The sequence below is a fragment of the Pseudomonas saliphila genome, assembly GCF_008638345.1.
In the GTDB taxonomy this organism is placed as follows: domain Bacteria; phylum Pseudomonadota; class Gammaproteobacteria; order Pseudomonadales; family Pseudomonadaceae; genus Halopseudomonas; species Halopseudomonas saliphila.
Genome location: NZ_VTVA01000002.1, coordinates 268990 through 283037 on the forward strand (window position 1 = coordinate 268990; position 14048 = coordinate 283037).

Annotated in this window: 12 protein-coding genes; 5 read left to right on the top strand and 7 right to left on the bottom strand. The window is 59.3% G+C overall.

Annotated elements, in window-relative coordinates; all coding sequences use genetic code 11:
• Window positions 1-83: 83 nt before the first annotated feature.
• Entirely contained in the window at window positions 84-1052 is a 969-nt protein-coding gene (locus tag FHK95_RS03225) for a polyprenyl synthetase family protein (RefSeq protein ID WP_150303159.1), read from the top strand.
• 194 nt (window positions 1053-1246) lie between these two features.
• Here the strand turns inward: FHK95_RS03225 and FHK95_RS03230 are convergent, their stop codons facing one another.
• Window positions 1247-1861: an FKBP-type peptidyl-prolyl cis-trans isomerase gene (locus FHK95_RS03230; RefSeq protein ID WP_150303160.1), complete on the bottom strand. Its 615-nt coding sequence runs from the start codon at window positions 1859-1861 to the stop codon at window positions 1247-1249.
• 197 nt (window positions 1862-2058) lie between these two features.
• Here FHK95_RS03230 and FHK95_RS03235 point away from each other — a divergent pair, with 197 nt between their 5' ends.
• A complete protein-coding gene (locus FHK95_RS03235; RefSeq protein WP_150303161.1) occupies window positions 2059-3351 on the top strand; it encodes an NCS2 family permease in 1293 nt (430 codons plus the stop codon).
• Window positions 3351-4436: a tRNA (uridine(54)-C5)-methyltransferase TrmA gene (gene trmA / locus FHK95_RS03240; protein WP_150303162.1), complete on the top strand. Its 1086-nt coding sequence runs from the start codon at window positions 3351-3353 to the stop codon at window positions 4434-4436. The genes FHK95_RS03235 and trmA overlap by 1 nt, the downstream gene beginning before the upstream one ends.
• 71 nt (window positions 4437-4507) lie before the next feature.
• Here the strand turns inward: trmA and FHK95_RS03245 are convergent, their stop codons facing one another.
• From FHK95_RS03245 to pchA, 4 genes are all read right to left on the bottom strand, one after another.
• A complete protein-coding gene (locus tag FHK95_RS03245; protein ID WP_150303163.1) occupies window positions 4508-6079 on the bottom strand; it encodes an FAD-binding oxidoreductase in 1572 nt (523 codons plus the stop codon).
• A gap of 13 nt (window positions 6080-6092) precedes the next feature.
• Entirely contained in the window at window positions 6093-6785 is a 693-nt protein-coding gene (locus FHK95_RS03250; protein WP_150303164.1) for a hypothetical protein, read from the bottom strand.
• Window positions 6786-6795: 10 nt separating this feature from the next.
• The gene (locus tag FHK95_RS03255; RefSeq protein ID WP_150303165.1) at window positions 6796-7137 is read right to left on the bottom strand and encodes a c-type cytochrome; all 342 of its coding nucleotides are present in this window, start codon (window positions 7135-7137) and stop codon (window positions 6796-6798) included.
• Window positions 7138-7226: 89 nt separating this feature from the next.
• On the bottom strand, window positions 7227-8699 hold the full coding sequence (pchA, locus tag FHK95_RS03260; RefSeq protein WP_150303166.1) for a 4-hydroxybenzaldehyde dehydrogenase: 1473 nt from the start codon (window positions 8697-8699) through the stop codon (window positions 7227-7229).
• Window positions 8700-8949: 250 nt separating this feature from the next.
• Between pchA and FHK95_RS03265 the strand changes: the two genes are divergently transcribed.
• Window positions 8950-10773 (top strand): sigma-54-dependent Fis family transcriptional regulator, encoded by a 1824-nt coding sequence (locus FHK95_RS03265; protein WP_150303167.1) that lies wholly within the window; start codon window positions 8950-8952, stop codon window positions 10771-10773.
• 325 nt (window positions 10774-11098) lie between these two features.
• Here the strand turns inward: FHK95_RS03265 and FHK95_RS03270 are convergent, their stop codons facing one another.
• Entirely contained in the window at window positions 11099-12187 is a 1089-nt protein-coding gene (locus tag FHK95_RS03270; RefSeq protein ID WP_150303168.1) for an NAD(P)-dependent alcohol dehydrogenase, read from the bottom strand.
• A gap of 330 nt (window positions 12188-12517) precedes the next feature.
• On the opposite strand from FHK95_RS03270, the gene FHK95_RS03275 reads away from it, so the two are divergent.
• Window positions 12518-13069: an NADPH-dependent FMN reductase gene (locus FHK95_RS03275; RefSeq protein ID WP_150303169.1), complete on the top strand. Its 552-nt coding sequence runs from the start codon at window positions 12518-12520 to the stop codon at window positions 13067-13069.
• Between the two features lie 56 nt (window positions 13070-13125).
• On the opposite strand, the gene FHK95_RS03280 is transcribed toward FHK95_RS03275, so the two are convergent.
• Window positions 13126-14040, bottom strand: a complete 915-nt coding sequence (locus tag FHK95_RS03280; protein WP_235906705.1) for a c-type cytochrome — start codon at window positions 14038-14040, stop codon at window positions 13126-13128.
• Window positions 14041-14048: the final 8 nt, after the last annotated feature.

The following is a 14048-nucleotide window of genomic DNA, read 5'->3' on the forward strand; positions in this document are numbered from 1 at the left end:
AACCCCATTCCCAGCCGCTTTTCTTGACAGCGCAATGCCCGCCGCCTAGCATGCCGCGCAACACACCACAAAGCGTGCGGTCAATGACAACCCTGCCTTTTTACACTGCTGTCACGGATGATTTCGAAGCCGTCAATCAACTGATCATGCGTCAGTTGCATTCACGCGTTCCGCTGGTAGAGAAAATAGGCAGCTATATTATCAGTGCCGGCGGCAAGCGCCTGCGACCACTGGTCGTGTTGTTGGCAGCCCGCGCCTGCGGCATGAATGACCCGCGCCAGCACAGCCTGGCGACCATCATCGAATTCCTGCATACCGCCACACTCCTGCATGACGACGTCGTGGACACCTCGGACCTGCGCCGCGGCCGCTCTACTGCCAACGCCTTGTGGGGCAATGCGCCGAGCGTGCTGGTTGGCGATTTCCTGTTTACCCGCGCCTTCGAACTGATGGTCGAAATGGGCAACATAGAGATCATGCGCGTGCTGGCCAACGCCACCAACGTGGTTGCCGAAGGCGAAGTACTGCAGCTGACCAAGGTGCGTGACGCCAATACTGACGAAGCGACCTACATGCAGGTCATCCGCAGCAAGACGGCAATGCTGTTTGAAGCTTCCGCGCACACCGGGGCCATGCTCGCCGGCGCAACGGACCAGCAGGTTGAAGCGCTGCGCCGTTACGGCGACGCCCTGGGCACCGCCTTTCAGTTGGTTGATGACGTGCTCGACTACAACGGCGACGCCGAGGCGATGGGCAAGAACGTGGGCGATGACCTGGCCGAAGGCAAACCCACCCTACCCCTTATCTTCACCATGCGTGAAGGCACCGAAGAGCAGGCGAAACTGGTCCGCCAGGCCATCCAGAAAGGCGGCATGGATAATATCGCAGCGATTCAGGCAGCAGTACGCGACAGCGGCGCGCTTGAATACACAGAGAATCTGGCCCGCGAGATGAGCGAAGAAGCCGTCAACCTGCTGCAGGTTCTCCCTGCATCAACATTCCGGGATTCCCTCGAGGAACTCGCACGCTTCGCCGTAGACCGTAAGTACTAATCGCCGAAGCTAGTCAGCTACTAGCTGGTTGCTAGCGAACCACAACGGCGCCCCTGCCCGTCCCCGCACAGCAAACTGATCCGTCAGACACTCATCAGGAAACGCCGCCGTACGGATATCCCCCTCTTTGAAAAAGGGGGGGGGCTAGGGGGATTCAGCGCAGCTCAACCACCACATTATCCCCCGCTATAACCTCAGAGCACCTTCAACAACTCGATATCAAACACCAGCGTGCTATGCGGCGGAATGCTGCCTGCGGCACGTTCGCCATACGCCAGATTGGAAGGGATATACAGGCGCCACTTGGCCCCTTCCTTCATCAGCTGCAACGCCTCGGTCCAGCCGGCAATCACGCCGCCGACGGGGAATTCAGCAGGCTGGCCACGCTTGTAGGAGCTGTCGAAGACTTCGCCGCTGATCAAGGTGCCTTCGTAATGGGTCTGTACCGTGGAGCTGGCGTCCGGCGTCGCGCCAGTACCTTCAGTAATGACTTCGTACTGCAGGCCTGACGGCAGCGTGACCACGCCTTCACGCTGTGCGTTCTGGTTCAGATAGTCAGTACCCGCCTGACCAGCAGCACGGGCGGACTCTTCAGCAACCACAGCCATCTTCTGCTGCAGACCCTGGAATGCCGTCTGCATGGTTTCCTCGTCCACCGGGCTGGGCTGCTGATTGAAGGCGTCGCGCAAGCCGGCGAGTACCAGATTAATATCCAGATCAGGAATACCACTGGATACCAGCTGATCACCCATCTGTCGGCCTATGCCATAGCTGACACGCTGTTCGTCTGTATTGATTTCGTTGCTCATGGCTGTCTCCGCCGATTGATTAGCCATAAAGCCTGACATAATCCGGAGCCAAATTCACCCGCACAAGGTGCCTGAACCCATCAACTACGCCGGACGCGTCTGCAGGTCGCCTGGCTCGAATGCCGTTTTGTTTCCTGTAGCGCACCCAACTAGGCTAAAATGCCGCGTTTTTCGGCCCCACCTAACCGAGACTTCCCATGCTGGAAAAGCTGTTCCAACTCAAAGCACACGGCACCACGGTTCGCACCGAAATTCTTGCCGGCGTAACCACCTTCCTGACCATGGCGTATATCGTCTTCGTCAACCCAATGATGATGGCCGATGCGGGCATTGACCCGGGCGCAGCCTTCGTCGCGACCTGCCTGGCCGCAGCAATCGGTTCGCTGATCATGGGTCTGTGGGCCAATTATCCGATTGCTCTGGCACCGGGCATGGGTCTGAACGCCTTCTTCAGCTATACCGTTGTCGGCTCCATGGGCTACAGCTGGCAGGTTGCACTTGGCGCGGTATTCATCTCCGGCTTTCTATTCTTTCTGCTGAGCATCTTCAAGGTCCGCGAATGGATCATCAACAGCATCCCGATGCCGCTGCGCTCGGCCATCGCTGCGGGCATCGGGCTGTTCCTGGCATTGATCGCCCTGAAAAACGCCGGTTTTGTAGTCGACCATCCGGCCACGCTGCTGACCCTGGGTGATCTCGGTCAGCCAGCGCCGCTATTGGCTGCGCTGGGCTTCGCCGTGATCGTCGCGTTGGCCTACCGCAAGGTAACCGGCGCGGTGATGATCGGCATTCTGCTGGTGACCGGGATCAGCCTGCTGACCGGACTGTCCCAGACTAACGGGCTGATGTCGGCTCCGCCCAGCCTGGCGCCGACTTTCATGGAACTGGATCTGCGCGGCGCGCTGGATATCGGCCTGGTCAGTGTGATTTTTGCCTTCCTGTTTGTTGATCTGTTCGACACATCCGGAACACTGATCGGCGTGGCGCAACGTGCCAAGCTGGTCGACGAGAACGGTAACCTGCCGCGTCTCGGCCGCGCGTTGATGGCAGACAGCACGGCGACCATGGCTGGCGCCATGCTCGGCACCTCAACCACCACCAGTTATGTGGAATCCGCAGCAGGCACCGCGGTGGGTGGCCGTACCGGCATGACCGCCTGCGTTGTCGCCTTGCTGTTCCTGCTTTGCCTGTTCTTCTCGCCGCTGGCCAGCGCCGTACCGGCATTTGCAACGGCGCCAGCGCTGCTCTTCGTCGCTGTGCTGATGACCGGCGGACTGGTACAAGTCGACTGGGAAGATCTAACTGAAGCCGCTCCAGTGGTGATTACCGCGCTGGCTATGCCGCTGACCTTCTCCATTGCCAACGGCATCGCCCTGGGCTTTATCGCCTGGGTGGTGATCAAGCTGCTGGCCGGACGGCATCGTGACCTTAACTGGAGTCTCTATGCACTGGCCGGCCTGTTTGTGATCAAGCTCGCGGTGTTCAGCTAATGGGCCTTCAATTCGACCCAGCCAACTACGACGCTCAACTCGCCGCCAAGCGCCAGCGCCTGGTGGATTTGCTCGCGCCCTTCGATGCGCCCGAGCCCCAGGTATTTACCTCACCACTGGAACACTTCCGGCTGCGCGCCGAGTTTCGCCTGTGGTATGAAGGCGGCGTGCCGCATTACGCCATGTTCGAACAGGGCGATAACCGCAATCCAATCCTGATTGAGCAGTTGCCGATCGCCAGCAAGCGCATCAACGAACTGATGGGGCCGTTACTGGAAGCCTGCAAGGCTGACCCGCTGCTCGGCAAGAAGCTGTTCCAGGTCGAGTTCCTCACCACCCTGACCAACGAAGCCCTGGTCACGCTGTGCTATCACCGGCCCATTGACGAGAAATGGGACGAGCCGGCCAAGCGTCTGGCCGAGCAGCTGGATATTCTGCTGATCGGTCGCAGCCGCGGGCGCAAGCGTGTGCTGGAACGCGACCACCTGTATGAAGAACTCAGCGTTGCCGGCCGCACCTGGCGCTACCAGCAGGTCGAGGGCGGCTTCACCCAGCCCAATGGCCATGTGAATCAGCACATGCTGAGCTGGGCCGTTGAGGCTGCGGGACACAACGATGACGATCTGCTTGAGCTGTACTGCGGCAATGGCAACTTCACCCTGCCGCTGTCCACCTGTTTCCGCCGCGTGATGGCCACGGAGCTGGCCAAGCGTTCGGTGTACTCGGCCGTTGAGAACCTCGAAGCCAACGGCGTAGAAAACGTCACGCTGGTGCGTTTGGCCAGCGAAGAAGTCACCGAGGCGCTGACCGGGGTACGTGAGTTCCGCCGTCTGCGCGGCATCGAGCTAAACGACTTCAACTTCGGCACCGTCTTCGTCGACCCGCCCCGCGCAGGGCTTGATCCCGCTACGCTGGATCTGGTGAAGGGTTATCAGCGCATTCTGTATATCTCGTGCAATCCCGAAACGCTGGCTGCCAATCTGGAAGAGCTGAACGCCACCCACCGCATCACCCGCAGCGCACTGTTCGACCAGTTTCCCTATACGCACCATATGGAGTCCGGGGTTCTGCTGGAACGGCGTTGAGTCGGTATTAACGCTGACGAAAAAAGGCAGCCCCAGAGGCTGCCTTTTTCATTACCGCACGCACTGAATGTTCAGGCCTTTTTGTAGGTATCCAGATCGATACCCGAGCGGCCTGGCGCCAGGATATTGTTCGGATCCAGAGCGCGTTTGATGGCGTGCTCCACGTCCCGTTTGACCGGACCGTAACTCTGCGCAACGCGTTCCTGAAAGCGCGTATTCACACGGTACACCGCATAACCTTCCTTCTCGAACTCATCCAGCAGCTCGTTGAAGCAGGCGTCTGCACGCTTGGTTTCTTCTTCGTTGGTACGGTCGTACAGCACGTCGATGACGTGGTGCATATCACGTGGCGCGACGATGAACTCGGCCACGTAATCCAGACCGTGCTTGTGCAGGATGCCCTTGGCTAGCGCCGCCTGCTTCTTGCACTCACTGCCGCGGGCTTCGCTCACCGGTGCGAACCACATGGAGCCACCGCCCCCACGCCAGTTGTACAGACCGAATTCCTGCAGGTTCGGTACTCCGGACATCAGTTCGGCGCGGTATTTGAACGGCTGTTTATCACCGGCCTCTTCCTGGGTGACGATGCGCCCCTTGCCGTGCTGCTTGAACACGTCGGAGACGATCTTCCAGTTCACATCAACCTGCTCCTGGGTGCCGTACAGCGCGGCGTAGAGGTTCCAAGCGCCCATGCCAGTATCGTCCTGCATTTTCTTCAGGATTTCGTCAGGCGTATGCCCAGGTTCGGTGATGTACTGCTTGCGGGTCAGATGCGCGCTACCTGCTTCCCAGAGCACGTTGGCGATGACCACCGAGTTGGGAATGGTGCCGGACATGCGCAACGGACGCAGCAGGTCCACGATCTCGATGATGTCTTCTTCGTCCTCGAAGATCACTTCGAAGGGCTTGAACACCGGCGGCTTGGGCATCAGCCAGAAGCCCATCTTGGTGGTAATACCGTAGTTGGCCTGGGTGAACATGCCATCCAGGGTCGGGCCATAGCCCCACTTGAAGATCTGCCAGGTATTACTGCCTTCGACGCCGCCCATGCCGGTGCGATAGACGTCGCCATTGGCCATGACCACTTCCATGCCGCACTGCATCATGAAGTGCTCGCCATAGGGCGTGTAGCCCACGCCGCGGTCCATGGTATTACCCACCGGGCCAGCAATAGCCGACGGCGCCGAGAAGGACAGCATCAGCGGCAGGTCGTTCTCTTCGATGTAATCGTAGAGCTGACCAAAGGTCACGCCCGGCTCGACCAGCGCGGTGCACATCACCGGATCGATATTGATGATCTTGTTCATCTTTTTCAGATCGAGGATGACCTGACCGCGTGCCACTGGTGCGGCCGAGCCATAACCGAAGTTACGCCCGGTAGAAATGGTCCAGATCGGAATGCTGTGCTCGTTGCAGATCTTCACCACGCCCTGAACCTGCTCGACGGTGGTCGCGGTCAGCGCTGCCGAAGGCGCATGCGCTGCGTTCTCAACTGGCATCATGATCTTGTTGTATGGCACCAGCTGGTCAGCCTTGACCAGCACGTTTTCGTCACCCAGCAACTCACGAAACTTCTCGACGGCCTTGTTGAATTCTTCCTGCACCACCCCTTTGGGCAATACAGCATTGTTTTGTTCAGACATTGATCAGACTCCTTCAGGCCTCGATCGAAAAAGAAACGTAGCTGCCAGTAAAGGGCATGCTCGTAGCGGGCGCACGTGGGGAAGACAACAGCTGGCGCGTGCCCAGTGAAGCCAGCAGATACCCCACACTGCTCGCCCACTGTCCGGACTGCTTGCCCTTGCGTGATGTCGCGGCTAGCTGGCGCGGCAGCGCAGCGCTGTTCTGGCGTTCCTCGCTCAGACTAAAGCCGGCACCGCACGCATGCAGTTGCCTGCTGAGCTGGCGCGAGCACCCTTCGGCAATATCGGTATTAAGCAGGCGATGGCGGGTGAGTCCGGCTTCGGCGGTGTGTTGCCCAAGCCATTGCACGCGGGCGCCGGCACTGCGCGCCATATCCACAACCAATGCAGCCGAGGCGTCATCCAGCAGGCCTATCACCCGCAGGGGCTGACCACTGCGCAGTTGGCGTTCAAAATCCAGCATGAAGGCAAGATCACTGCCCACGCGCTGGACCTGAACTTGCGCGCCGAGCGCTGCTCTGGCGCCATGCAGAAAGTCTGCTTCGGCTGCGCCGCCGTTCACCAGCACCCATGCCGGTAGCGCGACAGTGTTGCTCGCCGGCGCAGTGGCGAAGCCCGCCAATGCCTGAGCCGAGCCACCCAGCGCCAGGCCGGCGGCACTGCCCAGCGCCAGGCCTTTCAAGACGAAACGACGATTTACGCTCATGACAGGCTCCTCAAGGCTGAGCTGCCGGCGCTGGCAGCGTCGACAGGTATTCCGCAACCTTGGCGATGGATTCGTCATCGACAAAAGATGCCGGAAAAGCGGGCATGGCGTTGAACCCATTGCGTACGATGGCCTTGATATACACCTCTGGCAGGCCGCGACCTTCCAGCACCGGGCCCACCCCGACTTCGGGTTTATGACAATGGCCACAGACGCTGTCGTACAGATGCTCGCCGCTTTTCCACTGGCTATCCTCCTGCGCCTGAGCCGCAGAGGCCAGCAGAGCGAAGGGAAGCACAGCTCCAGCAACAAGAATCCGTTTCGCAGCGGCGCTGCTCAATGGAAATGACATTTCATACTCCAATTCAATAGTCGTGTCCGTACTACTGCGAACCTTCAGTCTGAACCCGACAGGGTCAAAATCGATGGGCCGCGGCCGGTTTAAAACGGATAGGGTCGCGGTGCATGCTGAACCGTAATCCAGTGATCTGTGGTGAATTCTTCGATAGCCCAATCACCATTGAAACGGCCGAGTCCGGAGTTCTTCTCACCGCCAAAAGGCGCGTTCGGTTCGTCGTTCACCGGCATATCGTTGATATGCGTCATGCCCGCCCGAATGCGCTGGGCGAACTGCACGCCGCGGGAAATATCCTGCGTGAACACCGCGCTGGACAGGCCGTATTCGCTGCTATTGGCCAGTTCCAGCGCGTGATCTGCATCGCGGGCACTCTGAATGCCAACCAGCGGTCCGAAGATTTCTTCGCGGGCGATCTCCATATCCGGCGTGACATTACCGAACACATGCGGCGGCATGACGTTGCCCTGGGCTTCGCCGCCAACCAGTTGGGATGCGCCTTCTTCCAGCGCCGTGGCTACCTTGGTTTTCAGGCCATCCAGCTGCTTAGCATTGATCACCGGGCCCACTACGGTGCCCGGCTTGCTGGGATCGCCATAGGCCAGTGTCTTGACCCGCTCGACGAAGCGCTGGGTAAATTCTTCCAGCAACGGCGCCTCAACGATGATGCGGTTGATCGCCATGCAGATCTGGCCCTGATGCAGGAACTTGCCGACCACGGCGGCGTTCACCGCGGCATCTACATCCGCATCGGCCAGCACTACAAACGGGCTGTTGCCGCCCAGTTCCAGCGCAACGTGCTTCAGATGTTCACCGCCGCTAGCGATGCGGCCAATATTACGGCCAACAGGCGTGGAGCCGGTGAAGGAGATGAATGACGGCACCGGATGCTCGACAAATGCATCGCCAATCTCGGAGCCGGCGCCGACCAACACACTCAGCACACCCGCGGGCAGACCGGCTTCTTCAAAGATATGCGCCAGCAGCAAACCACCGGTCACAGGCGTATCGCTGGCGGGCTTGATCACCACGGCGTTGCCCAGCGCCAAAGCTGGCGAGACGGAACGGGCACTCAGATGCAGCGGAAAATTCCACGGGCTGATGACACCGACTACGCCAAGCGGCGCGCGGTAAACACGGCTCTCCTTGTTGGGCACATCGGAGGGCAGGATGCGACCGTGGACGCGACCAGGCAGGCTGGCCGATTCCAGGGTAATGGCGCGCGCCGAACCCCATTCAATTTCAGCCTTGATGCGGGTACTCCCGGCTTCGCGAATCAGCCAGCTGACAATTTCGTCCTTGCGCTCGTCGAAGATTTCAACCGCCCGACGCATGACCTGGCCGCGTGCGCTGGGACCCATGGCAGCCCATTCAGTCTGCGCCTGCTGGGCGGAACGAAAGGCTTCATCCAGGTCTTCACGGCTGGCCATCGGTAGCTTCAGTAAACTCTCACCGGTGAAGGGATCAGTAACGTCGAGATTTCGCCCGGCGCGCCCTTCACGCCACTTACCGGCGATAGGCTGTAATTCGAGGTTCTGATAGGCAGGCTTGCTAGTCATGGAAGATCTCTCTCTGTTCGGGGCCCCTGAAAATACGATAAGCCAGACCGCAGTGATCTGGGCTAAGTCGGAGGGGATGGGCAAGCTATTTCAAGTTTTATGCCATCTTGAGAATAGGCGACGATACGCCGCAGGGCCACTTGATGAGGTTCACACGCTGAGACCTTACTCCACCGGCAAGTGACTAAAATTCATCAAAGATGCATAATTATCTACAGAGAATTTCACAAAGACGTGGTCCCCCCTGCCTATGACAACGGTCCCTCCTGAGCAGCCTGATGTTCCTGATGACGTGATTCAGCGTCTGCTAGCCAACCGCAGAGACTTGCTAGTGGACTCATCCAGCCAGTTTGGTACGGGCTTCCCCAGCGCCCGGGAATTGGCCGAAACCGTTGCCTTTGCTCCCATGCAAGGCAACATCTGGCTATTCGGTAGACGCTACCTGCTTATGCAAGGGGCTGCCTTCGGCCAGATTCGCAGGGAACTTGTGAACGGGCTGGGCCTGGAGAAAGCCCGTGGCATCTATACCCGTACCGGTTGGCATGCCGGCGCCCGTCTGGCTGAACAGGTCGCCAAACAGTGGCCCGAAGGCGACCACGACAGCCTGTTTGCGGCGGGACCACGTCTTAACATGCTCGAAGGTATGGTCAACGTCGAACCGATCCGCTTCGAGATCGACAGCAATGCAGGCCTGTTTTACGCCGAGATGTTCTGGCACAACTCCCTCGAGGCTCAGGAGCATATTGCCCACCACGGCTCCGGCAGTGATTGCGTGTGCTGGATGCAGACCGGTTTCGCCAGCGGTTACGCGTCCGCCCTGCTGGGCCGCATGGTGGTATTCCGCGAAACAGAATGCCGGGCGAATGGCTACCCAGCCTGTCGCATTGTTGGCAAGCCTGCCGAGCAATGGAATGATCTGGAAAGTGATACCTCTGACCCTGAAGCGGATATTTTCTTCAGTCATATTCTGCACGGCGTGCCCGAGCCGGACGGATACGACGAGTCATCAGAGCAGACCAGCACCCAGATCATGGTCGGCTCCTCGGCTGCCTTTGTGGCCGCGCAGAAGATGCTCCAGCGGGTCGCGCCCACTCAGGCTACGGTGCTGCTGACCGGTGAATCCGGCGTGGGCAAAGAACTGTTCGCGCAATATCTGCATCGTCACAGCTCTCGAAAACAGGGTCCCCTGGTAACCCTGAATTGCGCTTCGTTACCGGAACATCTGGTCGAGGCCGAGCTGTTCGGCGCCGAGCGCGGCGCCTATACCGGCGCAGATCGCACACGGCCCGGACGTTTCGAACGGGCCAATGGCGGCACCCTGTTTCTGGATGAAATCGCCTCGCTGAGCCTGGATGCGCAAAGCAAGATTCTGCGTGCGTTGCAGGAGGGTGAGATCGAGCGAGTCGGCGGCGACAAACCCATCCGCGTCAATGTGCGCCTGGTAGCCGCCGCCAACGTGCAGCTGCGTGATGAGGTACAGGCCGGACGCTTCCGTGAGGACCTGTTCTACCGGCTGAACGTGTACCCGATCCACATACCCAGCCTGCGTGACCGGCGTGATGACATACCCGAATTGATGGAGCATTTTCTACGCCGCTATTGCCAGCGTCATACGCGAAACGTCGTGGGATTCACCAGTCGATTGGTCAATACGCTGCTGACCCACCCCTTTGCCGGCAATATTCGCGAACTGCAGAATCTGATCGAGCGCGGCGTGATCAGCTGTGACGATGGCGAGGCGATGGACCTGCGGCATATCGCGCTCAACGGTGATCTCGCCGACCAGCCTGTTCCACTTGGTCTGACCGCTGAAGGCAAACTGACAACCCCGTTCCCGGCCGAGGCCAAATCGAACGACACGGCGCGACCCAAGCCGCGCCCACTGCACCCGGCCGTTGAGCGTCTGAACGCCTTTCTCAGCGGCTCCGACGAGCAACTGCAAACCTCGCTTGAGGAGATCGAGCAGTTATTGGTATCCCAGGCACTGAACCGCACCGCAGGCAATGTCACCGCCGCCGCGCAACTGATAGGCATGAGCCGGGCACAGGTGAATTATCGCTTGAAGGGGAAATAGCGGGCTGGCGGCTGGACGCCTCGTGGTTTGGTTTGAGCTGTGCGACAAGCTGGCCTGTCGGCCAGCGTCGTGCCAAGGGCGACACTCCCACGGGTTGTGTGCAGTGGCAGCACTCGGCGTATAGCTCGACTCGGTATTGGCCACGACCCTGCACCAACTGTAGGAGGGGCGATCGGGGCGCCGAACCGTCGCCGCGATCGGCGGCCGCAGGACGCCCGGGGTTTGGTTCAAGCTGGCCTGTCGGCCAGATCGCCGCGGCGGTTCGGCGTTCCGATCGTGCCTCCCATTTGGAAATCCGGCGTTTGCACCGTTCTTGTAGGACGCCTCAAGCCAACTTAAGTATCGGCTTGACCGCAACACCGTTAGCAGAATCCTCAAAGGCCTGATTGATCTGGTCAAAGTTGTAGAATTTCACCAGCTTGTCGAAGGGGAATTTGCCAGCCTTGTAGAACTCCACCAGCTTGGGAATGAATACCCGCGGGACCGAGTCGCCCTCGATCACACCGATCATGCTTTTGCCTTCGGCCATCAGGTCGTTGTGCACGTCGATCTTCATCTCGGGGGTCACGCCCACTATGGCGGCAGTACCCAGTGGGCGCAGCGCATGCAGGCATTGGAGCACAACAGGCGGTACGCCCGTGCTCTCCACTGCGTAATGCGTCCCGCCACCGCTGGCCGCCTTGATCTCCTTGACCACATCCACCTGTTTACCATTCAGCGCGTGGGTGGCGCCCAGCTCCTTGGCCAGTTCCAGACGGCTATCGTGCACATCGACAGCGAAGATCTGCTGACACCCGGCAATCTTGGCCGCCATGATTGCGCTCAGGCCTACCGCGCCGCAGCCATAAATCGCAATGGATGTACCGAACTCCGGTTTCAGGCGATTGAGTACCGTACCGGCACCGGTCTGAATACCGCAGCCGAGCGGCCCCAGCAGCGCCAGATCCACATCCTTGTCGACTTTCACTACGTTGCGCTCATGCGCCACCACGTGGCTACCGAAGGAGGATTGCCCGAAGAAGGTGGCAAGCTCGGTCTCGCCCTGATGCAGGCGGCAGGTGCAGTCTTCCATGTGCCCGCCGAAGTTCAGCTCGTTGAAGCGCGAGCACACTGTAGGGTGCCCGGTGAGGCAGTTCTCACACTGACCGCAATGCGCAAAAGACATCACCACGTGATCGCCTACAGCCAGACTGGTGACGTTCTCGCCAATCTGCTCGACGACCCCGGAGCCCTCATGGCCCAACACGATGGGGTACGGGGAAATACCCAGATCACGCGCCACGGCGTCGGTATGACACACGCCGGTCGCCACCACCTTGACCAGTACTTCATTTGATTTGGGCGCGGAAAGCGATACTTCCTCTATGGCGAAATCATCACCCTGGGCATGGGTTACTGCAGCTTGAATCTTCATATCTTCTGACTCCCGTATTCGTGTTGTGTGAAGAACATTGCCCTCCTTTGCAATCATCGGACCAAACTGATGGTTTTGCATTGCCGAGCCCAGCGTCGGGTGGGCGGTCGCTGCTCAACACCTCCTGAACGACTCTAGCTCTTAGCCATCCCCTTTGCCCCCCAGCCGCTAAACTCCCATGGGATTTCGGAAAAAACATATCTACTTTACCGATCTTAAACCCGCAAATATCGCGCTTTTTATATCGGATTCCCTGTCTGATAATGACTCATCAATGCGAACAACCGAGTCGGTCAGCACCCTGCCCGACCTAAACGGAGACAGACACCTATGAACACTTATCACCTGGCCATTATTGTGGGCAGCAACCGCCGCGAATCCACCAATCGCCAACTCGCCGAAGCCATTGCCAAGCTACTGCCTGACAACATCGAGGTCAGCTATCCGCAGATTGATGACCTGCCACTGTATAACCTGGATCTGGAAGGCGAGCGCCCAGCCAGCGTGAACCGGTTTACTGATGCAGTGCGCGCAGCCGATGCGGTGTTGATGGTTACCCCCGAGCACAACAGGTCACTGCCAGCAGTGCTGAAGAACGCCATCGACTGGGGTTCCAAGCCTATGGACAAGAACGTCTGGTTCGACAAGCCCGTCGCCATCACGGGCACGTCGCCTGGCGCCATTGGCACGGCGCTGGCGCAACAGCACCTTCGTCAGGTCATGGGTATTCTCGGCTCGGTGGTATTGGGCGGCGAAGCCTATCTGCAGTTCCGTCCCGGTCTGATCACTGAGAACGGTGAGATCGGCGAAGACAGCCATCAGTTCGTGAAGAACTACATGGACCGTTTCGTCAGCCTTGTTGGGAAGTTGGTACAGCGCTAAGCAGCCTGCGCTGCCACGCCAGGGTCGAAGAAGACCCTGGCGCAACTGCAATAATACTAGTTCGTCCCCTGCCCCAGCACTACGCCGTCAACCTCGACACCATAGAGATTGACGCCATCATTGGCGTGATACTTCTTGCGGGTTTCCTCGATCGAGCCATCGATCAGGCGTGGATCCTGAGGACGTTCGTGACTGTTCATGAACGCGGCAACGTTCCAGGCCTGTTCATCGGTGAGTGATCCGCCTTTACCCAAGGGCATGCTTTCCTTGATGAAGGCCGCCGCGGTGTTGATGCGGTGCATGCCAGCGCCCCAGTTGAATGATTCCTTGCCCCATAGCGGCGGGAACACGAAATCCTCGCCTGATTTCTGCCCCTGACCTTCAGGTCCGTGGCAGACCGCGCACTGGGCATCATAGACTTGGCGGCCCTGAGCCAGGTCGTAGCCGCCAGCAGGCTCAGGCACTTCCGGATACGCTCGACCGGGAAGCACTTCTGCAACCGGTGCGCCGGTGGACAGCCAATAGGAATAGGCAGTGAGCGCATTCAGTACGTGACTATCAGCCGGCGGCGGTGTGCCGTTCATGCTGAACTGGAAACACCCCTGCATACGTTCCGCGTAGGTATTAACCTTGTCGTTCTTCGAACGATAAGCCGGGTACATCGGGTACGCACCCCACAAGGGCGCCGAATTGGGCTTGCGGCCCTGATCCATATGACAATTGGCGCAGGTCATGCCATTACCCACATATTCCGGAGCACGCTTACGGGTGTCGACAAAAATCGCGCGCCCTTCGCGTACCAGCTCACCGAATGCATTATCCGGCAAGTCACTTTCACTGGGTGGTTGGAAATATTCCGCGCCGGCAGCCGGCTGAGCGGAGGGCGCCAGTTGCGATTGATCATCCATAGGCACAGCTGTTTGCGCAGCGACTGGCAGCGATAAAAAGGTCGCGGCCACGGCAAGATACATTCTCATGT